23 protein-coding genes and 1 tRNA gene are annotated in these 21,772 nt (G+C 30.4%); 20 read left to right on the top strand and 4 right to left on the bottom strand.

Annotated elements, in window-relative coordinates:
- The first annotated feature begins 59 nt into the window (after positions 1 to 59).
- The 13 genes from BUC03_RS06765 (at position 60) to BUC03_RS06705 (ending at position 13,489) form a co-directional block, all read left to right on the top strand.
- Entirely contained in the window at positions 60 to 2,081 is a 2,022-nt protein-coding gene (locus tag BUC03_RS06765) for a vWA domain-containing protein (protein WP_073149590.1), read from the top strand.
- Positions 2,068 to 2,910, top strand: a complete 843-nt coding sequence (locus BUC03_RS06760; RefSeq protein ID WP_234971606.1) for a prohibitin family protein — start codon at positions 2,068 to 2,070, stop codon at positions 2,908 to 2,910. Before BUC03_RS06765 ends, BUC03_RS06760 begins: the two co-directional genes overlap by 14 nt.
- A gap of 226 nt (positions 2,911 to 3,136) precedes the next feature.
- Positions 3,137 to 3,994: an ATP phosphoribosyltransferase gene (hisG, locus tag BUC03_RS06755; RefSeq protein ID WP_073149588.1), complete on the top strand. Its 858-nt coding sequence runs from the start codon at positions 3,137 to 3,139 to the stop codon at positions 3,992 to 3,994.
- Positions 3,995 to 4,038: 44 nt separating this feature from the next.
- Positions 4,039 to 5,325, top strand: coding sequence for a histidinol dehydrogenase (gene hisD / locus BUC03_RS06750; RefSeq protein WP_073149586.1), 1,287 nt, complete (start codon positions 4,039 to 4,041; stop codon positions 5,323 to 5,325).
- A 1-nt stretch (position 5,326) separates the two neighbouring features.
- Positions 5,327 to 6,376 (top strand): histidinol-phosphate transaminase, encoded by a 1,050-nt coding sequence (hisC, locus tag BUC03_RS06745; protein WP_073149584.1) that lies wholly within the window; start codon positions 5,327 to 5,329, stop codon positions 6,374 to 6,376.
- 125 nt (positions 6,377 to 6,501) lie between these two features.
- Entirely contained in the window at positions 6,502 to 7,644 is a 1,143-nt protein-coding gene (hisB, locus tag BUC03_RS06740) for a bifunctional histidinol-phosphatase/imidazoleglycerol-phosphate dehydratase HisB (RefSeq protein ID WP_073149582.1), read from the top strand.
- A gap of 250 nt (positions 7,645 to 7,894) precedes the next feature.
- Positions 7,895 to 8,476: an imidazole glycerol phosphate synthase subunit HisH gene (gene hisH / locus BUC03_RS06735; RefSeq protein WP_073149580.1), complete on the top strand. Its 582-nt coding sequence runs from the start codon at positions 7,895 to 7,897 to the stop codon at positions 8,474 to 8,476.
- A gap of 148 nt (positions 8,477 to 8,624) precedes the next feature.
- Complete coding sequence (hisA, locus tag BUC03_RS06730) at positions 8,625 to 9,353, top strand: 1-(5-phosphoribosyl)-5-[(5-phosphoribosylamino)methylideneamino]imidazole-4-carboxamide isomerase (RefSeq protein ID WP_073149578.1); 729 nt, start codon at positions 8,625 to 8,627, stop codon at positions 9,351 to 9,353.
- 248 nt (positions 9,354 to 9,601) lie between these two features.
- Positions 9,602 to 10,357 carry an imidazole glycerol phosphate synthase subunit HisF gene (gene hisF / locus BUC03_RS06725; protein WP_073149576.1) on the top strand — a complete coding sequence of 252 codons (756 nt, stop codon included), beginning with the start codon at positions 9,602 to 9,604 and terminating at the stop codon, positions 10,355 to 10,357.
- Positions 10,358 to 10,605: 248 nt separating this feature from the next.
- The gene (gene hisIE, locus BUC03_RS06720; protein WP_073149574.1) at positions 10,606 to 11,202 is read left to right on the top strand and encodes a bifunctional phosphoribosyl-AMP cyclohydrolase/phosphoribosyl-ATP diphosphatase HisIE; all 597 of its coding nucleotides are present in this window, start codon (positions 10,606 to 10,608) and stop codon (positions 11,200 to 11,202) included.
- Positions 11,202 to 11,846: a thiamine diphosphokinase gene (locus BUC03_RS06715; protein ID WP_073149572.1), complete on the top strand. Its 645-nt coding sequence runs from the start codon at positions 11,202 to 11,204 to the stop codon at positions 11,844 to 11,846. Before hisIE ends, BUC03_RS06715 begins: the two co-directional genes overlap by 1 nt.
- Before the next feature lie 345 nt (positions 11,847 to 12,191).
- A complete protein-coding gene (locus BUC03_RS06710) occupies positions 12,192 to 12,473 on the top strand; it encodes a GIY-YIG nuclease family protein (protein ID WP_073149570.1) in 282 nt (93 codons plus the stop codon).
- A 338-nt stretch (positions 12,474 to 12,811) separates the two neighbouring features.
- A complete protein-coding gene (locus BUC03_RS06705) occupies positions 12,812 to 13,489 on the top strand; it encodes a DUF2461 domain-containing protein (protein WP_073149568.1) in 678 nt (225 codons plus the stop codon).
- Positions 13,490 to 13,600: 111 nt separating this feature from the next.
- On the opposite strand, the gene cysM is transcribed toward BUC03_RS06705, so the two are convergent.
- Positions 13,601 to 14,488, bottom strand: a complete 888-nt coding sequence (cysM, locus tag BUC03_RS06700) for a cysteine synthase CysM (RefSeq protein WP_073149566.1) — start codon at positions 14,486 to 14,488, stop codon at positions 13,601 to 13,603.
- Positions 14,478 to 15,266 (bottom strand): serine O-acetyltransferase EpsC, encoded by a 789-nt coding sequence (epsC, locus tag BUC03_RS06695; RefSeq protein ID WP_073149564.1) that lies wholly within the window; start codon positions 15,264 to 15,266, stop codon positions 14,478 to 14,480. The genes cysM and epsC overlap by 11 nt, the downstream gene beginning before the upstream one ends.
- A gap of 152 nt (positions 15,267 to 15,418) precedes the next feature.
- Here epsC and BUC03_RS06690 point away from each other — a divergent pair, with 152 nt between their 5' ends.
- Together BUC03_RS06690 and BUC03_RS06685 are read left to right on the top strand one after the other, a co-directional pair.
- Positions 15,419 to 16,201, top strand: a complete 783-nt coding sequence (locus BUC03_RS06690; RefSeq protein WP_073149562.1) for a tRNA pseudouridine synthase A — start codon at positions 15,419 to 15,421, stop codon at positions 16,199 to 16,201.
- 66 nt (positions 16,202 to 16,267) lie between these two features.
- A complete protein-coding gene (locus tag BUC03_RS06685) occupies positions 16,268 to 16,963 on the top strand; it encodes a TVP38/TMEM64 family protein (protein ID WP_084112844.1) in 696 nt (231 codons plus the stop codon).
- Between the two features lie 8 nt (positions 16,964 to 16,971).
- On the opposite strand, the gene corA is transcribed toward BUC03_RS06685, so the two are convergent.
- A complete protein-coding gene (gene corA / locus BUC03_RS06680; protein ID WP_073149558.1) occupies positions 16,972 to 18,054 on the bottom strand; it encodes a magnesium/cobalt transporter CorA in 1,083 nt (360 codons plus the stop codon).
- A 45-nt stretch (positions 18,055 to 18,099) separates the two neighbouring features.
- Positions 18,100 to 18,510 (bottom strand): glyoxalase, encoded by a 411-nt coding sequence (locus tag BUC03_RS06675; protein WP_073149556.1) that lies wholly within the window; start codon positions 18,508 to 18,510, stop codon positions 18,100 to 18,102.
- 164 nt (positions 18,511 to 18,674) lie between these two features.
- On the opposite strand from BUC03_RS06675, the gene BUC03_RS06670 reads away from it, so the two are divergent.
- The 5 genes from BUC03_RS06670 (at position 18,675) to BUC03_RS15340 (ending at position 21,693) form a co-directional block, all read left to right on the top strand.
- Positions 18,675 to 20,033: an NAD-dependent succinate-semialdehyde dehydrogenase gene (locus BUC03_RS06670; protein ID WP_073149554.1), complete on the top strand. Its 1,359-nt coding sequence runs from the start codon at positions 18,675 to 18,677 to the stop codon at positions 20,031 to 20,033.
- Between the two features lie 121 nt (positions 20,034 to 20,154).
- Positions 20,155 to 20,228: transfer RNA gene (locus tag BUC03_RS06665), tRNA-Arg, on the top strand.
- 231 nt (positions 20,229 to 20,459) lie between these two features.
- The gene (locus BUC03_RS15350; protein ID WP_234971605.1) at positions 20,460 to 20,933 is read left to right on the top strand and encodes an Arm DNA-binding domain-containing protein; all 474 of its coding nucleotides are present in this window, start codon (positions 20,460 to 20,462) and stop codon (positions 20,931 to 20,933) included.
- Between the two features lie 12 nt (positions 20,934 to 20,945).
- On the top strand, positions 20,946 to 21,206 hold the full coding sequence (locus BUC03_RS15345; RefSeq protein WP_317041158.1) for a phage integrase SAM-like domain-containing protein: 261 nt from the start codon (positions 20,946 to 20,948) through the stop codon (positions 21,204 to 21,206).
- A 4-nt stretch (positions 21,207 to 21,210) separates the two neighbouring features.
- Complete coding sequence (locus BUC03_RS15340) at positions 21,211 to 21,693, top strand: site-specific integrase (protein WP_317041157.1); 483 nt, start codon at positions 21,211 to 21,213, stop codon at positions 21,691 to 21,693.
- The last annotated feature ends 79 nt before the right edge of the window (positions 21,694 to 21,772 follow it).

Here is a 21,772-nt window from a genome sequence, read left to right as displayed (position 1 = left end):
AAACTAAATCATAGTTATTTAGTTACTATAAAATAACTATAAAAATTCAAATTTATTTAATGAGTGTACCAACTATAATTTATATCATCTTAGCTGTTCTTGCAGCTTTGGTATTGGCATTGGTACAATATTATTATAAAGAGAAAAATAAACGTCCAAAGCACTGGAAACTATTCAGTGCTTTGCGTTTTATTACCTACTTCTCGGTATTTCTATTACTAATTAATCCTAAATTTGAAAATACTACTTATACTATAGAAAAACCTTCTTTAGTTGTTGCGGTAGATAACTCTTCATCTATTCAAAATTTAGGTAAAAGTAAAAATGTATCTTCTTTAGTAACACAATTACTACAAGATGAAGAAATTAATAAAAGTTTTTCTGTGGAAGAATATACTTTTGGAGAGAATTTTGAAAAAAATGATTCGTTATCCTTTTCAGAAAAACAAAGTAATTTAAATCAAGCAATAACTAATTTAGATAAACTTTACAAAAACCAAACAGCTCCAGTTGTATTTATTTCTGACGGAAATCAAACCTACGGTCAAGATTATACGTTTTCGGCCAAACAATTTAACCAAACTATATTTCCAGTAGTAGTAGGTGATACTACACAATATGTAGATTTAAAAATAGCACAATTAAATGCCAATCGTTACGCATTTATTAATAACAAGTTTCCAGTAGAAATATTTGTAAATTATACAGGAGATAAAAATATTACACAACGTTTTACTATTAAACAAGGTAAACAAATTGTTTATACAGAGAATATTACGTTTGGTAAACAAAAAACTTCTTCTGTGGTAAATGCCACACTACCTGCTAATAGTGTAGGTGTAAAAACATATTCAGTTTCTATTCAAGCATTAGAAAATGAAAAAAATACAGAAAATAACACGAAGAATTTTGCTGTAGAAGTTATTGATGAAAAAACAAATGTTCTTTTAGTATCAGATATTATTCATCCTGATTTAGGGAGTTTTAAAAAATCAATAGAACACAACCAACAAAGACAGGCTACTATTAAAGATATTGATGATGATATTGATTGGGGTAACTATCAATTAATAATTTTATACCAACCTAACTCAAAATTTAGTACCGCTTACGAGCAAATTAATCGCTTAGGCTTAAACTCATTAACGGTAACAGGTACAAAAACAGATTATCAATTTTTAAATAGAAACCAAACAATTTTTACAAAACAAACTTCTAATCAAGAAGAAGATTATTTGGCTAATTATAATGCTAATTACACATCATTTCAGTTAGAAGATATTGGTTTTAATAAGTTTCCGCCGTTACAAGATAAATTTGGAGATATTTCTTTCTCTACAACAGTAAACACATTTTTAAATCAATCTATAAATGGATATGTAACAGAATCTCCACTATTGGCTACGGTAGAAAATGGCAATCAGCGATTAGGGTTTATATTTGGAGAAAATATTTGGAGGTGGAGAGCTCAAAGTTTTTTACAGGAAGAAGATTTTACTGTATATGATGAGTTTTTTGGGAAACTTATTCAATATTTAGCATCAAACAAACGTAGAGAACGTCTTCAATTAGACTATAACTCTTTTTATAATTCTGGAGAAAATATTGTTTTTCAGGCTCAATATTTTGATAAGAACTATGAATTTGATGCGCGTGGTAAATTGAATCTTACCGTGAAAAATAAAGCGACTAATGCTTCACAAATTTTTCCTTTTCTACTTAAAAATAATCATTATGAAGTAGATTTAAGTAATTTATCTGCTGGAGATTATAGTTTTACAACAAAAGTAGAAAACGAGCAAATTTCAAAATCTGGTAATTTTACTATTGTAGATTACGATGTAGAAAAGCAATATTTAAATGCTAATCTTAACGGACTTCTACAACTAAATTCTGAAGTTTATTTTTTAGAAGATTTTAGTAAAATAAAAAGTCAATTATTAAATAACAAACAATTTAAACCTATTCAAAAAAGTAAAACAGAAATTTCACCATTAATAGATTGGTTCTATTTATTAGTGATAATAATATTTTGTTTGTCTTCAGAATGGTTTTTAAGAAAATATTATGGACTCATATAATCAATTTAAAATGAATAATAAAATACCCAAAGTAACACTACCATTAGTTGTTATAGGAATAGTTTTTTTAGTGATACTATTTAAATCTACCGTGACTATTGGTTCTGGAGAAGCTGGAGTTTTGTATAAAACTTTAGGTGGTGGTGTAGTAACTAACGAACCTCCAATGGGAGAAGGTTTTCATTTTGTAGCTCCTTGGAACAGTGTTTTTGTATATGAGGTAAGACAACAATCTTTAGAAGAAAAAATGCAAGTACTAAGCTCTAATGGTTTAGAAATTAAATTAGATGCTTCTACTTGGTTTCAGCCTAAATATGCCGATTTAGGTAAACTTCATAAAGAAAAAGGAGAAGAGTACATCGAGAGGTTATTAAAACCAGCAGTAAGGTCTGCTGCTAGAGCAGTGGTTGGTAGATATAGTCCAGAACAATTATATGCCAGTAAAAGAGAGGCAATACAAAAAGAAATTTTAGAAGAAACACAAGTGTTGCTTAAAAATCAATATGTACAAGTAAACGAAATTTTAGTGAGAGATGTGTCTTTACCAACTACAATTAAAGATGCAATTGAGCGTAAATTACGTCAAGAGCAAGAATCTTTAGAGTATGAGTTTAGATTAACTAAAGCAACTAAAGAAGCAGAAAGACAAAAAATTGAAGCAGAGGGTAAAGCTAGAGCTAATACTATTTTAAGTCAATCTTTAACAGATAAGGTGTTGAAAGAGAAGGGAATACAAGCTACGGTAGAACTTTCAAAATCATCTAATGCTAAAGTAATTGTAATAGGAAGCGGAGAGGAAGGAATGCCAATTATTCTTGGAAATAATTAAACAAAAATTAAATTTATCTAAAATTAGTTTTTTTAAGTAATTTATTTATAAGTTTGTAACCACAATGAGAGATTTAAACTTACATCATCATCATTTTCATATCCACGCTCAAGCGAGGTGATTTTGTATTTGATGTAATTCAAAAATAATTTACAAACCCGTTTGAGTAATTTCAAACGGGTTTTTTGTTGCCTGTCTGTAATTATTCAAACCTGAAATTTAAAAAATGAAAAAATTAAAAATTGCTATTCAAAAATCAGGTCGTCTTAATGAAGACTCTATTAAAATTCTTAAAGAAGCAGGTATTTATATTGATAATGGTAGAGATCAATTAAAAACTAGTGCAAGAAACTTTCCGTTAGAAGTATTGTATTTAAGAAACGGAGATATACCTCAATATTTAAGAGATGGAGTAGTAGATTTAGCTATTGTAGGAGAAAATTTACTGATAGAAAAAGGAGAAGATTTACAAATAGTAGAGAAATTAGGGTTCTCTAAATGTAAAGTTTCTATAGCCATCCCTAAAGGAAAAACCTATAACGGTATACAAGATTTACAAGGCAAAAAAATAGCCACTTCTTACCCTAATACTGTAAAAAACTATTTAGCTAAACAAAATATCACCGCAGATTTACACCAAATATCAGGCTCTGTAGAAATAGCACCCAACATAGGTTTGGCAGATGCAATTGTAGATATTGTTTCTAGCGGTAGCACTTTATTTAAAAACAATTTAAAAGAAGTTGAGCAAATTTTAACTAGTGAAGCGGTTTTAGCTGTATCTCCTAAAATTTCTGCAGAAGCAAATGAAATTTTAAAGAAATTACAATTCAGAATTCAATCAGTTTTAAAAGCAAGAACATCTAAATATATTCTACTAAATGCTCCAAATAAAAATATAGACAAAATAGTAGAAATTTTACCAGGAATGAAGAGCCCAACTTTACTTCCGTTAGCAAGAGAAGGATGGAGTTCTTTACACTCTGTTATTAATGAAGAAGCTTTTTGGGAAGTGATCGACGAGCTAAAAAATAACGGAGCAGAAGGTATTCTTATTTGCCCAATAGAAAAAATGGTATTGTAGAATCTGTCACCTCAATCGGACTAAAAAGGTAAAAAAATATAATTATGAAAATTATAAAAAATCCACTTCAAAAAAATTGGTCAGATATCTTGAAAAGACCAACACAAACTATTGATGATATTGAAGCAACGGTAAATGAAATTTTTGCAGAAGTAAAAACAAAAGGAGATCAAGCCATCACAAAATACACAAGCTTATTTGACGGAATTTCTTTAAATAATTTTCAAGTTTCTATGGAAGAAATTGTTTCTGCAGAAAAAGAAATTTCAACAGAGCTAAAAAGTGCTATTCAGCTTGCTAAAGAAAATATTACTAAATTTCACGCTGCTCAAAAAACAGATAGAGTAGAAGTTGAGACACAAAGTGGTGTAAAATGCTGGCAAGAAAAAAGACCTATCCAAAAAGTAGGTTTATACATTCCAGGAGGTTCTGCACCTTTATTTTCAACTATTTTAATGCTAGCAATACCAGCTAATTTGGCAGGTTGTAAAGAGATTATTCTTTGTACACCACCTAATAAAGAAGGAAAAATTAATCCAGCTATTTTATACACTGCAAATTTATGCGGAGTAACCAAAATATTTAAAGTTGGTGGTATTCAAGCAATTGCAGGGATGACATTTGGTACAGAAACTATTCCGCAAGTCTATAAAATTTTTGGTCCGGGTAATCAATTTGTAACGGTAGCCAAACAACTAGCAACAAGATTTAATGTCGCTATAGATATGCCAGCGGGACCTTCAGAATTATTGGTATTTGCAGATGAAACTGCCAAGCCGAGTTTTGTAGCTTCAGATTTACTTTCGCAAGCAGAACACGGCGCAGATAGTCAGGTAATTTTAGTCACTACTTCTGAAGAGATTTTAGAGAGTGTAGAAAAAGAAGTGGAAAGTCAATTAGAAAAATTACCAAGAAAAGATATTGCTACTAAAGCTATTGAAAATTCTAAACTTATTTTGGTTAAAGATGAGGAAGTAGCTTTAAATTTAATCAACCAGTATGCTCCAGAACATTTTATTGTAATTGCAGAAAATGAAAAATTTTTTGTAGACGGTATTGAAAATGCGGGTTCGGTTTTTATTGGTAATTACACGCCAGAAAGTGCAGGAGATTACGCTTCAGGTACCAACCATACGTTGCCTACAAATGCTTATGCAAAACAATATAGCGGAGTAAATTTAGACAGTTTTCAAAAGAGTATGACTTTTCAAAAAATAGATGAAAAAGGAATTAAAACTATAGGAAAAGCTATAGAATTAATGGCAGAGGCAGAAGGTTTACAAGCACATAAAAATGCTGTAACCTTAAGATTAAAAAGTTTAGAAGAATAATATGAGCGAATTTAATTTACAAAACTTAGTACGAGCCAACGTTCAAAAATTACAACCATATTCATCAGCGCGTGATGAATATAAAGCAAACGGAAATGAGATGATTTTTCTTGATGCTAACGAAAATCCGTTTGAAAATGGAGTGAATCGTTATCCAGATCCGCAGCAGCGTGATTTAAAATCAGAATTAGCAAAGCTTAAAAATGTAAATTCAGACCAAATATTGCTAGGTAATGGTAGCGATGAAGTTTTAGATTTAATCTTTCGTGCATTCTGTGTACCTCAAAAAGACAATATTATTACTTTACCTCCAACCTACGGAATGTACAAAGTATTGGCAGAAATCAATAATATAGAAAATAAAGAAGTTTTACTTACAGAAGAGTTTCAATTAGATGTAAAGTCAATTCTAAATGAAGTTACAGAAACTACAAAGCTTATTTTTATTTGTAACCCAAACAACCCAACGGGTAATGCTTTTGATGCTCGTTCTATTAAAACTTTAATTGAAAATTTTAATGGAATTGTAGTAATAGATGAAGCATATATAGATTTCTCTTCTTACGAAAGTTGGATTAACTTTTTAGATATATATCCAAACATAATAGTCACCCAAACGCTATCTAAAGCCTACGGTATGGCAGGAGTAAGGTTGGGTGTTTGTTATGCTTCTGCAGAAATTATTTCTGTATTAAATAAAATTAAACCTCCTTATAATGTAAACGAATTAACTCAGCAAAAAGCATTACAACGCATCTTAAAAGTAGATGAAGTTTTTAATGAAGTTGAATCGATTATTATAGAGCGAGAAAAATTAATAGAAGTTTTACAAGAAGTAAACTTTATTGATACAATTTTTGAAACAGAAGCTAATTTTATTTTAGTAAAAGTAGATAACGCTACTAAAAGGTATAATCAATTATTAGAAATGGGAATTGTAATTAGAAACAGAACCAATCAACCCTTATGTGAAAATACCTTGCGTTTTACTATCGGTACTTCAGAAGAAAATAAAAAGTTGATAGAAGTTTTACAAGAAATTGATAATTAAATATATAATGAGATTCTAGGTGAAGTCAATAATGACAATTATCAAATATTTGTCATGTTGAACTTCTTGGTCATCCCGAGCGGACTCGAGAGACAGCATCTCATCCAGAGAAATAAAATATAAATATGAAAAAAATACTTTTTATAGATCGTGATGGTACTTTAATACAAGAACCAGAAGATTACCAGGTAGATAGTTTAGAAAAATTAGAATTTTATCCTGAAGCAATCTACTATGTTTCTAAAATTGCAAAAGAATTAGATTTTGAATTAGTGATGGTCACTAACCAAGATGGTTTAGGAACCGATAGTTTTCCTGAAAAAGAATTTTGGCCAATTCAAAATTTTATAGAAAACGTATTTGCTAATGAAGGAGCAGTCTTTAAAGAGAGTTTAATAGATAAAACTTTTGCAAAAGACAATGCAGATACCAGAAAACCAAATATCGGTTTGTTAAAACAAAAAGGGTATTTAGAAGAAGGGAAATATGATTTAGAAAACTCTTTTATGGTAGGTGACCGTTTAACAGATGTTGAATTTGCTTACAATTTTGGAGGAAAAGGAATTTTTATTAACACTCACATAGAACTAGGTGCCGATGAAATTAAAAATGATAAAAGTAAAGTAGAAAATGCCATAGCATTAGAAACTAATTCTTGGAAAGAGATTTACGAGTTTTTGAAACTGACGGATAGATCTGCTCAAATTTCAAGAAAAACCAACGAAACAGATATTTTTATCGATTTAAATCTAGATGGAACAGGAAAAAGCAACATAGATACTGGTATTGCTTTTTTTGATCATATGTTAGATCAAATTTCTCGTCATGGTCAGATGGATTTAACTATTCAGGTAAAAGGAGATTTAGAAGTAGATGAGCACCACACTATAGAAGATACCGCAATTGCGCTAGGTGAAGTTTTTAGTAAAGCTTTGGGTAATAAATTGGGTATTGAGCGTTACGGTTTTTGTCTGCCAATGGATGACTGTTTAGCACAAGTAGCCATCGATTTTGGCGGAAGAAATTGGCTAGTGTGGGAAGCAGATTTTAAACGAGAAATGGTAGGTAAAATGCCAACAGAAATGTTTTATCACTTTTTTAAATCGTTTACAGATGGAGCTAAAGCTAACCTAAATGTAAAAGCAGAAGGCACCAATGAGCATCATAAAATTGAAGCTATTTTTAAAGCCTTTGCTAAAGCTATTAAAGTTGCCGTAAAAAGAGATTCAGCAAAAATGATTTTACCAAGCACTAAAGGAATGTTATAAAATAGAATTGAGGATTCTAGAGATGAGAAAATTCGTCATACTTAATTTAATAGTCATCCCGAACGGAGTCGAGGGGCAGTATCACATCAGGTTGATAAAAGTTAAGTTGAATAAAAAACAGAATTAGATTTCTAGATCAAGTCTGGAATGACGCGATTCAAAAGGGAAATAAAGTAAGTCATACTTAATTTAAATCAGCATCTCATCAAAGTGAGTTTTAAACTAACTCAATTCTAATTACCAATAGAAAATGAAAATAGTCATTATTAATTACGGAGCAGGAAACATACAAAGTATAAAATTTGCTATTCAACGCTTAGGTTTTGAAGCAGTTTTGTCTAATAACGTAGAAGAAATTCTGCAAGCAGATAAAGTGATTTTTCCTGGAGTAGGTGAGGCAAGTAGCGCAATGAAAATGCTAAAATCTACAGGCTTAGATCAAATCATTCCGCAGTTAAAACAACCAGTTTTGGGTATTTGTTTAGGCATGCAGTTAATGTGTAAACATTCTGAGGAAGGCGATACCAAAGGTCTCGGTATTTTTAATGTAGAAGTAAAACGTTTCTCCAACCAAGTAAAAGTTCCGCAAATTGGGTGGAATCAAATCACTAATTTAAAATCAGAACTTTTTAAAGGTATCAAAGAAGAAGAATTTATGTATTTAGTACATAGTTTTTATGCTGAAAAATGTTCTGAAATGATTGCTGAAACCAATTATGATTTAGCATACGCTTCTGCATTACAAAAAGATAATTTTTACGGAGTACAATTTCATCCAGAAAAGAGTAGCAATGCTGGAGAAAAGATATTAGAAAACTTCTTGAAATGCTAAAAATAAATTTCATGATTCAGAACTTCTTAGTCATCCCGAGCGGAGTCGAGAGACAGCATCACATCATGATTATATTTTAATTAAATAAATATTCAATGCGATCCCAGATCAAGTCTGGAATGACGAAAAATATAAAATCCTACTTTAAATGAGAATAATTCCTGCAATAGACATTATTGACGGTAAATGTGTAAGACTGTCAAAAGGAGACTATAACACCAAAAAAATATATAATGAAAGTCCGTTAGAGGTTGCCAAGCAATTTCAAGCACACGGAATCCAGCATTTACATTTAGTAGATTTAGATGGCGCTAAAAGTAAGCACATTGTAAATTATAAAATACTAGAAGAAATTGCATTGAAAACAAAATTGAATATCGATTTTGGTGGTGGACTAAAATCTGACGAAGATCTTAAAATTGCTTTTGAAAGTGGTGCTAAACAAATTACCGGAGGAAGTATTGCAGTAAAAGATAAAGTAATTTTTGAAAGTTGGATTGAAAAATATGGAGCTGAAAAAATAATTTTAGGCGCAGATGCAAAAGATGAAAAGATTGCAGTTTCAGGTTGGCAAGAAGATTCAGAAGAAGAGTTAATTCCTTTTATTCAGAAATACCAAGAAAAAGGAATTCAATACGTGATTTGCACTGATATTAGTAAAGACGGAATGTTAGAAGGGCCTTCTTTTGAATTATATAAAAAAATTCTTGAAGAATGTTCGCAAGTTAAATTGATCGCTTCCGGAGGAATTTCAACGTTTGATGAACTTCCGAAACTTGCAAAAATGGGTTGTGAAGGAACTATCATTGGCAAGGCGATTTATGAAAACAGAATTAGTTTAAAACAATTAGAAAGCTATATTTTAGAAAGTTATTAATTAGAAGTAAAAAAGTGAAATTGTCACACTGAGCTTGTCGAAGTATTATTTGAACTTCATCTAGATATTTATTCACTTAAAATATAACAGGATGAGATCCCGGATCAAGTCCGGGATGACGAATTTTAAAAGTTAACTAGAGTACGTCATACTGAACTTCTTGATCATCCCGAGCGGAGTCGAGGGACAGCATCGCATCAACAGAAAAAATAGAACATTGAATGCATTTCAGTAAAACAATATAAACAATGCTTACCAAAAGAATTATACCTTGTTTAGATATCAAAAACGGACGAACCGTAAAAGGCGTAAATTTTTTAGATTTACGTGATGCAGGAGATCCTGTAGAATTAGCAAAAATCTATGCAGAAAATGGAGCAGATGAGTTGGTTTTTCTAGATATATCTGCTACAGAAGAAAAAAGAAAAACACTAGCTAATTTAGTACTTAAAGTTGCAGAAAAAGTGAATATTCCGTTTACCGTTGGTGGTGGTATTTCTTCCGTAGAAGATGTAGATATTCTCTTGCAATGTGGCGCAGATAAAGTTTCTATCAATTCGTCTGCAGTGAAAAGACCAGAATTAATTAATGAGCTTTCTGCTAAATTTGGTAGTCAATGTGTGGTTGTAGCTATAGATGCAAAACAAATTGATGGAGAGTGGATTGTACATTTAGTAGGAGGTAAAGTACCTACAGAGCTTAATTTATTTGCTTGGGCTAAAGAAGTAGAGAAACGCGGAGCAGGAGAAATTTTATTTACTTCTATGAATAACGATGGTACTAAAAATGGTTTTGCTAATGAGGCTTTAGCAAAATTATCTGAAGAGTTAAATATCCCAATAATTGCTTCTGGCGGCGCAGGAAATATGCAGCATTTTGCAGATACATTTATAGAAGGTAAAGCTGATGCAGCATTGGCAGCAAGTGTTTTTCATTTTAAAGAAATAGAAATTCCGGAGCTAAAAGAATTTTTAAGCGATAAAGATATTTTAGTGAGAAGGTAATGTTTAGTTATGCTGAATTGTCACACTGAGCTATTCGAAGTTTTAATTTCAACATTATATCAAAAGATTAAAGACAATAGAACTAATCGGATGAGATCCCGGATCAGGTCCGGGATGACGGAGAATAAATACTCGTCATGCTGAACTTGATTCAGCATCGCATCATATTGATAAACGTTGAAGTAAATAAAGAAATACAATTTTATCTCAGATCAATTTTGAGATAACAAAAAATAAATTACAAAACCATGAATATAGATTTTAATAAAAATAATGACGGACTTGTACCTGCGGTGATTCAAGATGCTAAAACCTTAAAAGTTTTGATGTTGGGATATATGAATGAAGAAGCATTTTTAAAAACCAACGAAACTAAAAAAGTTACTTTTTATAGTAGAACTAAAAAGCGTTTATGGACAAAAGGCGAGGAGAGTGGTAATTTTTTACAATTAGTAGATATTAAATTAGATTGTGATAACGATACCCTTTTAATACATGTAAATCCAGTAGGCCCTGTTTGTCATAAAGGAGATGATACTTGTTGGGAAGAAGAAAATAAACAAGATTATGGGTTTATTTCTGAATTAGAACAAATTATTGAAAATCGTAAAAATCAATCTACGCCAGACGATAGTTATGTAGCTTCACTTTTTGCAAAAGGAATAAATAAAATAGCACAAAAAGTAGGAGAAGAAGCTGTAGAAGTAGTTATAGAAGCTAAAGATGATAATGAAGATTTATTTTTGAATGAATCGGCAGATTTATTATTCCATTATTTAATTCTTTTATCTGCAAAAGGCTATAAATTAAACGATATTGCAAAGGTTTTAGAAAATAGAAATTAATGCATATTTATCGTGACAACTATAGGTTTGAAAGTGAGGTAGTTTTATTTATTAACGGGCAATTTCCCAAGCAAATACCCCAATTAGCTCACTTTCAAAAAATTTATTGCACAGACGGAGCTTATAAAAGTTTACAAAAAATAAATATTACACCAGATGTTGTGTCTGGTGATTTTGATTCAATTTCTGTATCAGAGATTTCTTCTTCAATTAAAATTATAGAAACTCCAGATCAAAATGCTACAGATTTTGAAAAAGCACTTCGTATAATTATAGAAGAAGGCTTTAAAAGTGTTTCTGTATTTGGTTGTAGTGGTTTAGAACAAGACCATTTTTTAGGAAATTTAACTTCAATGCTAAAACACAAAGAAGAGATAGATATTAGATGTTTTGACGATTTTGGCTTTTATTTTTTTGCTGAAAATGAAACCGAAATTATAGGATTTCAACATGAAGTTTTCTCTTTGTACCCTTTTCCAGAAGCGAAAAATATTACTTCTAGCGGAGTTAAATATACTCTACAAAACGAAAATCTAAATATTATTTCCCGAATAGGTACCAGAAATACAATCATTGAAGATAAGGCTAGTGTAAGGTTTCAAGAAGGTAATTTATTAGTATTTATACAAGATCTATTGAAGTAGATTTCCAGATAATAGTCACTTTCTATTCGTCATGGGGTACTTGATTAACTAAGTTGAATCTATGATTTCAGCATCGCATCAAAAGATTAAAAGTGGTTGTGTGAAAATGTGGATGAGATCCCAAATCAAGTTTGGGATGACGTTTTTAGGAAGGTAAAATGAATGTTTACCGTCATGGGGTACTTGATTCAGCATCGCATCAAAAGATTAAAAGTGGTTGTGTGAAAATGTGAATGAGATCCCAAATCAAGTTTGGGATGACGTTTTTAGGATGGTAAAGTGAATGTTTATCGTCATGGGGTACTCGATTCAGCATCGCATCATATATATATAAAACAATTTAGAATGAAAACTTCATATGTTTATATTTTAACCAATAAATATAGAACTACATTTTATATTGGAATTACAAGTGAATTAACTAAGCGAATTGCGGAACATCAACTAGGGAAAGGTTCTTTATTTACTGCAAAATACAATTTGAAATATTTAATTTATTATGAAGAATTCTTAGATATTCAACAAGCAATTAAAAGAGAAAAACAATTAAAGAGTTGGAAGAAAGATTGGAAAATTGATCTAGTTAAAAAGAAAAATCCTGAATTAAAAACAATAGAACTAATTTAATTAGATGAGATCCCAAATCAAGTTTGGGATGACGTTACTTTGAAAATAAAGAGAATTCTCTTCGTCATGCTGAACTTGATTCAGCATCACATCAAAAGAATAAAACCTATTACTTGAAAATATATGTGTGATCTCAAATCAAGTTTGGGATGACGTTTTTAGGAAGGTAAAGTGAATGTTTATCGTCATGGGGTAGTTGATTCAGCATCGCATCAAAAGATTAAAAGTGGTTGTGTGAAAATGTGGATGAGATCCCAAATCAAGTTTGGGATGACGTTACCTAAAAACATCATTTAAAAGAAGAATAAGTTTTTTAACTTTGAAGAAAAAGACCTGTAATGAAATCTATACCCCAAGAAGCACTCCCATTTTTAGTTCAGCTGCAAAATAATAATGACAGAGATTGGTTTGAAGAGCACAAACCTAAATTCAAATCTATAGAAGCAGAAATGAAAGAATTCTATAAAGAAATTGAATTTCAGCTAAATCAGCATGATCAAATTGAAAAAACAAAAGCTTTTAGAATTTATAGAGATGTTCGTTTTTCTAAAGATAAAACTCCTTATAAAACTAATTTTGGTGCTAGTTTTACTCGTAAAAAACCAGAATTAAGAGGTGGTTATTATGTTCATGTGCAGCCAGATAATAAGTCTTTTATTGCTGTAGGTTTTTGGAATCCGAATAAAGAGGATTTATACCGAATTAGAAAAGAGATAGAAATGGATGCAGAAGAGATAAAAGAAATTCTTCAGCAAAAAGAATTAAAAAATTTTTGGGGTAGAGTAGATGGGGAACGTTTAAAAACCGCACCTAAAGGTTTTGATAAAACGCATCCAGATATTGATTTATTAAATTTAAAACAATGGGTTTTTACAAAGTATTTCACAGATGAAGATGTGGTAAACCCTAATTTTGCTAATACCGTTGACAATCATTTTGAAGCTATAAAACCATTTTTTAATTATATGAGCAGCGTTTTAACTACAGATTTAAATGGAGTTTCTTTAATTGATTAACTTATTTTGTTGAGCAGATTTAAGTAAAGAGCTTCATCTATTTATAATAATAATCCGTCATTCTGAAATAAATTCAGAATAACGGATTATAAATCTTGCCAAATAAAAAAATTATTCTTCAAATAAATTAGAAGAGAGGTAACGATCTCCACGATCACAAACTATAGATACAACTACACCTTCTTCCATAGTATCTATAAGTTTCAAAGCTGCTGCAGCTGCACCACCGCTACTCATTCCTGCAAAAATACCTTCTTCTTTCGCTAAGCGCTTTGTCATTGCTCTAGCTTCTTCTTCACTAATTTCTATTACTTGATCTACTTTTTTCGGATTGAAAATTTTAGGTAAATATTCTTGTGGCCATTTTCTAATTCCAGGAATTTTAGAATTATCTGTAGGTTGTACGCCAATAATTTGAATAGCTTCGTTTTGTTCTTTTAAATAAGTAGAAGTACCCATAATAGTTCCTGTTGTACCCATAGAAGAGACAAAATGAGTAATTTTTTGGTGGGTATCTCTCCAAATTTCTGGTCCGGTGGTTTTGTAATGCGCTTTCCAATTATCGTTATTAGCAAATTGATTTAAGCCTACATAACCTTCATTTTTTACTTTATTTTCAGCATAATCACGAGACCCGATAATACCTGTTTCACTAGAAGTTAAAGTCACTTTTGCACCATAAGCGAGCATAGTTTGTATACGCTCTTTAGTAGAGTTTTCTGGCATAACTAGTTCTATATTTAAATTGTATAGATTAGCAATTAATGCCAAAGCAATACCAGTATTACCACTAGTTGCTTCAATTAATTTTGTGTTTTCGTTAATATCTCCACGCTCTACAGCACTTTTAATCATATTATAAGCAGGACGATCTTTTACACTTCCGCCGGGATTGTTTCCTTCTAGTTTAAAAAATAATTTCACATTTTTATTTTTTACTAAAGTTTGTGCTTCTACTAAAGGTGTATTTCCTATTAAATCTAATATACTACTCATAATTTTGTCTAATTTTAATTTCTGGACTGTGCGTTACTAAAGAATTTTCTGGTATAGAAGAGGTAAGCCATACATTACCACCAATAACGCTATTTTTACCTACAACAGTATCACCTCCTAGAATTGTGGCATTGGCATAAATAGTTACATTATTTTCTACTGTAGGGTGTCTTTTTATATTTTTGAGATTTTTTTCTACATATAAAGCGCCCAACGTAACTCCCTGATAAATTTTTACGTTATTTTTTATTTCTGCAGTTTCTCCAATTACAATACCTGTTGCGTGATCTATAAAAAAGGAAGTACCAATAATGGCTCCGGGGTGAATATCTACTCCTGTTAAACGGTGCGCATACTCCGTCATCATTCTAGGTACTAAAGGAAAACCTGCTTTATGAAACTCATGAGCAAAACGATAAATAGCCACGGCAAAAAAACCAGGATAGCTTAAGTATACTTCTTCAATAGAATTAGAAGCAGGATCGTTGGTATGTATAGCCTCGGCATCTTTATTTAGTTTACACAATAGCTCTGGTAACTTAGCAACATAATTTTCCCAAAGCTTAGCGCAAGGTTTTTCTAAATCCCAACAGGCTAGGGCAACCAGAATTTCAAAATCTTTTTCTAACTCTTCTAAGTTTTTTTCTACTGGAATTTCAGCATCAAAAAGGGTGTGAAATAATTTTTTGGTAAAATTTTCTGTAGAAGATTTAAGTCTAAATTTTAAATGCGGAATTTTTTTCTGATCCTCTATTTGTTTAATGACTTCTTTTTTATTCATTGATTAGCAATTCTGTAATTTCAAAATTAAGAATATTGATTTTCTTATCTTTGATTTTTAAGAAAATTAAAAGTTTTTAAAGATTAATTTATACCAAACTAGAATCTATTCTTGGTATTTTCTTATTAATATTTACCTCAGAAATAAAAAACATGCAAAGAGTTAGGTTTTATTACCTTATTAAGCTTCAATATTTAGGGTTTCGTTATCACGGTTGGCAAAAGCAACCAGATGTGAATACAGTAGAGAGAATGGTAGAAAGAACAATTTCTTATGTATTAGATCGTAAAAAATTTAAACTTATAGCAGCGGGAAGAACAGATGCAAAAGTATCTGTAAACCAAACCTATGTAGAGTTATTTGTAGATAATGAACCATTAAGTTTAGAGGAGTTTTTTCCTCTTTTAAATAAAAATTTACCTCCAGATATTAGGGCGCTAGAAGTCACAGAAACTACCAAAGATTTTAATATTATAAACCACCCTAAGCAAAAAGAATATTTGTACTTTTTTGCTTACAAAGAAAAATTTCACCCTTTTTGTGCTCCGTTTATGGTGTATATGCGAGACGATTTGGATATTGAATTGATGAAAAAAGGAGCTAAACTCTTTGAAGGTACGCACGATTTTTGGTCTTATGCTTTTAAACCAAAACCAGAAACTATTACTCAAGGTACTATAGATTTTTGTGAGCTTGCCGATAATGATATTTATACTGCCAATTTTTTTCCTGAAAAAAGCTATGTTTTAAGAATAAAAGGAAAAGGTTTTAAACGTTACCAAATTAGATTAATGATGGGAACTTTGTTTGATTTAGGTAAAGGATTAATAGATCTTGATTTTATAAAAAAAACCTTACAAGCAGAGCATAAAATAAAATTAGAGCACATAGCGCAGCCCTCTGGTTTAATATTGAATGAAGTAAAATTAGATTGAGAATTTTGATTTTTATTTAAGGAAATTTGAGCTTGCCTTTTATAAATTTGAGTAAAATCTTAAATTTTGAAAGCAGAAAAAATAGCCAAATACAGTTCTTTATATTTTACATTAGCATTAATTGTAGTACTAGTAATTTTATTTTTTGTTTCTCCAAACTTTCATGAAGCTATCATTAATTTATGGAATGCTTTAAAATCTGGAAATCAACAACAAATTTCTTCTACAATAAAGGGCTTTGGTGCTTGGGGAGTGGTAGCAATAATTTTAATTATTGTGTTGCAGATGTTTTTGGTAATATTTCCGTCTTGGTTACCAATGGTTGCTGCTGCTTTAGTTTATGGTACTGTACCTTCTATTTTAATGTCTTCTGCAGGTGTTTTTTTAGCATCTACAATTGGTTATTCTTTAGGGATTGGTATTAATGAGAATGCCCTACATAAATTAATAAGTGATAAAACCTTTAATAAACTTAAATATTGGGTATCTAATTACGGGTTTTGGAGTATAGTTTTGTTTAGAATATCTCCATTTTTATCTAATGATGCAATTAGCATTATTGCTGGAGGTTTAAAGATGCGATATCTTAAATTTATCTCAGCAACTATGCTTGGTATTATTCCACTAGCAACCGCAATTTCTTTTTTTGCAAAAGATATAGAAACTTTGAAAACTGGTTTATATTGGATAGGAGGGGGCGGTATTGTTGTTTATGCTGTTTTTGTTTATTTAGATCATAAAAAGAGAAAAAAGAATGAATAACATTTCTGTTAAAGCCATTTTTTTCTTTTAAAATACCAAATCATTAAAAAGAAAACCACAATCATAGCTCCCCACAAATAAAAATATCCGTATTTAAATTGAAGCTCTGGTATATACTCAAAATTCATCCCGTAAATACCTGCCATAAATGTTAGAGGTATAAAAATACTAGCCATTATGGTAAGTACTTTCATTACTTCATTCATTTTGTTGCTAATAGTGGTCATATACATATCCATTAATCCCCATATCATTTCACGATATACTTCTATATTTTCAGAAATTTGGGTTATGTGGTCCTGTAAATCTCTTAAATAGCTATGTGTTTTTTCATCTATTAACTGATGTTCGCTTTTTTCTAATCTATTAATTACTTCTCTAAGAGGGTAAATAGCTTTTCTAATTTTTAAAACCTCTCTCTTTAAATCTTGAATATCGTGAGATAAGTCTTCTTCGGGATTTTCTAGAAATAAACTATCTTCTAAGGCTTCAATTTTATCACTCATAGTATCTATAATGATAAAATAATTATCTACTACAGCATCAATAAGTGCATATAATAAATAATCTGTACCAGAATTTCTTATTCTGCCATTAGCATTTTCAATTCTTTCTCTTAATCCGTTAAAAACATCACCATCTGCCTCTTGAAAAGTCAAAACGTAGTCTTCACCAATAACAATGCTTAAATGTTCATTTATAAATTCATTTTGAGCATCGTGATAAAGCATTTTTAAAACAACAAAAATATAACCTTCATAATCATCTATTTTAGGTCTTTGTTGAGTGTTTACAATATCTTCAATTATAAGCTGATGTAGTTTGTAGTGTTTCCCTAATTTTTCAATTTCTTTGGTATGGTTTAAACCATTAATATTTATCCATGTAATATCATCTGTGCCGTTAAAATTGAAAGCATTTTGTACATCGTTACTATCTTCTCTAGTAACTTTTTCTTTATTGTAATTAATTATTTCTACGCTGGGAGCTACACTTTCTTTACTACCAACATAAGTAACTTGACCAGGTACTTGGTTAACAGAAGTATATTTAACTCTCTTATCTTTTTTTTGTCGTTTTTTTCTACTCATAAACTATTTAAAAGAACCAAAGTAGTAATAATTATTAAACTTTAATTATGAAAAAGAAGGTACATTTTCTAACAGTTGAATACTGTCTTGTATACGTTCTTTTACAATATTCATCATTCTTTTATTAAGTTTAGAAGAGTTTTCTATGTAGGTAGTATATTCATCAATAGTAAATTGACCTATAATCATACCTTTTAAGCTGTTTCTAAATTTTATGTCTTTTTGAATTGTATTTTCTACGTAAAGAAATCTTTTTTCTAAAGACATTTCATAAAAAATATTTTTATGCTTTTTGATGTAATTTTTAAAAGCTTCAATTAACAAGTAGTGTTGCAATTTAATTACGGGTCTTAAAGTTTTATTTTGAAACTGTTCTTCAGAAGACATATTTGCTGAAACTTTAGCAGAAGGTATCTCTGGTCTTAACTCAAGTAATTTTACATCTCTAGTATCCATAAATAATTGGTTTTTATAAATTTAAAGAATAGATTAAATAAACATCTCGGTTTTTTAAAGACTTTTGAACTAACTTTTCAACAAAATAACAAAGTTAAATTCATCATAATTCAAAATTAAGAGAACGCTAAGATTTTTAAATTTAGCGTTAAATTAAAGATATCATGCTTAAATCCATAAATCCATATACAGGAGAAACGCTCGAAAAATTTAAAGAGCATTCAAAATCTGACGTTTCAAAAAAAATAAAAAAAGCAGATAAAACTTTTAAAGATTGGAAGCATACCACTTTTGCTAGAAAATCTGAGCTAATGCACAATTTAGCTGAAGAGTTAATAAATAATAAAAAAGATTACGCAACTGCCATAACCAAAGAGATGGGTAAACCTATTGCCCAAGCAATTGCAGAGATAGAAAAATGTGCTTGGGTATGTAATTATTATGCAGAGCACGCAGAAAATCAGCTTAAAAAAGAAATTATAGAAACAGATGCACAAGAATCTTATGTGCGCTTTGACCCTTTAGGGGTTATTTTGGCAGTTATGCCTTGGAATTATCCTTTTTGGCAAGTATTCAGGTTTATAGCTCCCGCTTTAATGGCAGGAAACGTAGGAGTCCTTAAACATGCAAGCAATGTAATGCGCTGTGCAGAAAATATAGAAAAAGCAATACAAAATGCAGGTTTCCCTGATGGATGTTTTCAAAATCTAATTATTAGTAGTAAAAAAGTAGAAAATATAATTAGAGATAAAAGAATAAAAGCAGTTACGCTTACCGGTAGCAAACCAGCAGGTAGTGCAGTGGCTAGTATAGCAGGAGAAGAAATTAAAAAATCTTTGTTAGAGCTAGGTGGGAGTAACGCATTGGTAGTTTTTGAAGATGCAAATATAGAAGAGTCTGTAAAAACTTGTGTACAAGCACGTTTTCAAAATACGGGGCAAAGTTGCATAGCAGGTAAAAGACTACTTGTACACGAATCTATTTATAATGAAGTAGTAGAAGCGCTAATTACAGAAACAAGAGAATTAAAAAGTGGAGATCCATTAGAAGAAGATACGTTTATTGGAGTAATGGCAAGAGAAGATTTGGCAAAAGATTTAGAAGATCAATTAAATAGAGCCATACAGGGAGGAGCAAAAGTAGTTTTAGGAGGTAAAAGAAATAAAACTTATTTTGAACCTACAATTGTAATTAATGTAAGTAAAAAATCTCCTATTTTTTTAGAAGAAACCTTTGGACCACTAATTTCTGTAACCAGTTTTAAAACAGATATGGAAGCAATAGATTTAGTGAATAAATCTGATTTTGGATTAGGAGTTTCTGTTTTTACTGAAGATTTTGAAAGAGCTAAAGCTTTAATTTCTCAATTTGATGATGGTGCCGTATTTATTAACTCTATGGTAAAAAGCGACCCAAGATTACCGTTTGGAGGTACTAAAGATTCTGGCTACGGAAGAGAGCTATCTTCCGACGGAATTAAAGAGTTTTTAAACAGAAAGACTGTATATATAAATAAATTTTAAATTTTTTTTAAAACTTTTATTCTGAATATGAGTAGGTTATAATTTAGTTGAAAATTTCATTTATTTTATGCTTGTTTAATTAAGAAGTATTAGTATATTTGCAACCGCTTACAAAGCAAAAGGTCGCATAGCTCAGCTGGATAGAGCACCTGCCTTCTAAGCAGGCGGTCCCAGGTTCGAATCCTGGTGCGATCACTTTATAAGTATTCAATTTAAACTAAAACCCTGTAAATCGTATGATTTTCAGGGTTTTATGTTTTTATTAGCTATATTTATAATTAATAAAAACCGCTAAAAATGTTCGCAATTCGGTTCACAATTGGAATCTTATAAAATTGTGAACCAATTTAAGTGTAACTATTTTAATATTAGATACCTGTATTTGACTTTCGTCTTTATAAAAATGTATAATTAAAGACGATAAAAATGAAAAATCGATCAACATTCAGCCTAATTTTTTGGATTTATTCTTCTCGCTCCAAAAATAACAAGGTGCCAATTTATGCTAGAATTACTGTAGACGGAAATAGAGCAAATTTTAGTCTAAAAAGGAGAATTCCCGCTGAGAATTGGGAAGCTTCCCGAGGTATGATGAAGGGAACACGTCAAGAGTCTAAACTTGTAAATAAGTATTTAGATCAAGTAAGATCAAATATTTATTCAGCTTATGAAGACTTGTTGTCCGAACATAAAATGATAACTGCTCAGGCAATCAAAAATCGATATTTAGGAAAAGATATATTTTACCGCTCATTAAAGGATTTATTTGAATATCATAATGAGATTTCTAAACAATCGCTTTCCTCTCGTACTTTAAAGCATTATAAAGTGACCCAGAGATATTTATATAAGTTCTTGTCCGCTAAATTCAGTTTAAACGATTATAGGTTAATAGATTAAGATTACACCTTTATCAAAGATTTTGAATTTTTTATAAAATCCTATCAACCTCAAGATCATCAACGCAAAATGAGTCATAATACTGCCGTGAAACATCTTCAGAGATTGCGTAAAATGGTGACTATGGCTTATCATCATGAATGGATACCAAAGGATCCGTTTGTGAGATTTAAATCATCATTTATAAAGAAAAGGAGGGAATTTTTGACAAAAGAGGAATTGGGTTCTATCGAGAATTTCAAATCTTCTATAGATAGACTTAATATAGTTTAAGGACATTTTTCTTTTTAGCTGCTATACAGGACTTTCTTATATTGATATAACTAAACTTTCAATAGATAATATAGGTATGGGTTTTGATGGGAATCAATGGATTGAAACGGAACGTCAAAAAACCAAAACAGCGCTTAAAATTCCTTTGCTTAATCAAGCCAGAAATATTTTAAAATCTTATCAAAATCATCCAAAAACTGCTCATTCAAAAACTCTATTACCTCATTACTCGAATCAAAAACTGAATAGTTATTTAAAGGAGATATCTGATTTTTGTGGAATTAAAAAAAATCTGACCTTTCATGTAGCTAGGCATACTTTTGCAACAACCGTTACGCTAACTAATGGGGTTCCTATAGAAACAGTTTCGAAATTATTAGGTCATACCAAGTTAGCGACCACACAAATTTATGCGCGTGTGATTGATAATAAAGTAAAGGATGATATGTCAATCTTAAATAATAAACTTAATAATAATTTTGAATAGAAAAAATTAAGATATTACGATTTCTAATTCAAATCAAAAGACAAAAAACTTTTAGTTAAAAACTGATAACCAATTCGTT

The organism is Mesonia phycicola (genome assembly GCF_900141885.1).
Lineage (GTDB): Bacteria > Bacteroidota > Bacteroidia > Flavobacteriales > Flavobacteriaceae > Mesonia > Mesonia phycicola.
Note: the sequence above shows the minus strand (reverse complement) of the source record. Positions and strands in the feature narration are given on the sequence as shown.

Coding starts and splice junctions, on each gene's coding strand:
- hisF (WP_073149576.1), top strand. CDS start 9,602: ATGCTTACCAAAAGAATTATACCTTGTTTAGATATCAAAAACGGACGA.
- hisIE (WP_073149574.1), top strand. CDS start 10,606: ATGAATATAGATTTTAATAAAAATAATGACGGACTTGTACCTGCGGTG.
- BUC03_RS06760 (WP_234971606.1), top strand. CDS start 2,068: ATGGACTCATATAATCAATTTAAAATGAATAATAAAATACCCAAAGTA.
- hisC (WP_073149584.1), top strand. CDS start 5,327: ATGAGCGAATTTAATTTACAAAACTTAGTACGAGCCAACGTTCAAAAA.
- BUC03_RS06690 (WP_073149562.1), top strand. CDS start 15,419: ATGCAAAGAGTTAGGTTTTATTACCTTATTAAGCTTCAATATTTAGGG.
- hisB (WP_073149582.1), top strand. CDS start 6,502: ATGAAAAAAATACTTTTTATAGATCGTGATGGTACTTTAATACAAGAA.
- BUC03_RS06710 (WP_073149570.1), top strand. CDS start 12,192: ATGAAAACTTCATATGTTTATATTTTAACCAATAAATATAGAACTACA.
- BUC03_RS06670 (WP_073149554.1), top strand. CDS start 18,675: ATGCTTAAATCCATAAATCCATATACAGGAGAAACGCTCGAAAAATTT.
- BUC03_RS06675 (WP_073149556.1), bottom strand. CDS start 18,510: ATGGATACTAGAGATGTAAAATTACTTGAGTTAAGACCAGAGATACCT.
- corA (WP_073149558.1), bottom strand. CDS start 18,054: ATGAGTAGAAAAAAACGACAAAAAAAAGATAAGAGAGTTAAATATACT.
- hisA (WP_073149578.1), top strand. CDS start 8,625: ATGAGAATAATTCCTGCAATAGACATTATTGACGGTAAATGTGTAAGA.
- hisH (WP_073149580.1), top strand. CDS start 7,895: ATGAAAATAGTCATTATTAATTACGGAGCAGGAAACATACAAAGTATA.
- BUC03_RS06765 (WP_073149590.1), top strand. CDS start 60: ATGAGTGTACCAACTATAATTTATATCATCTTAGCTGTTCTTGCAGCT.
- hisG (WP_073149588.1), top strand. CDS start 3,137: ATGAAAAAATTAAAAATTGCTATTCAAAAATCAGGTCGTCTTAATGAA.
- BUC03_RS06715 (WP_073149572.1), top strand. CDS start 11,202: ATGCATATTTATCGTGACAACTATAGGTTTGAAAGTGAGGTAGTTTTA.
- BUC03_RS15350 (WP_234971605.1), top strand. CDS start 20,460: ATGAAAAATCGATCAACATTCAGCCTAATTTTTTGGATTTATTCTTCT.
- BUC03_RS06705 (WP_073149568.1), top strand. CDS start 12,812: ATGAAATCTATACCCCAAGAAGCACTCCCATTTTTAGTTCAGCTGCAA.
- hisD (WP_073149586.1), top strand. CDS start 4,039: ATGAAAATTATAAAAAATCCACTTCAAAAAAATTGGTCAGATATCTTG.
- epsC (WP_073149564.1), bottom strand. CDS start 15,266: ATGAATAAAAAAGAAGTCATTAAACAAATAGAGGATCAGAAAAAAATT.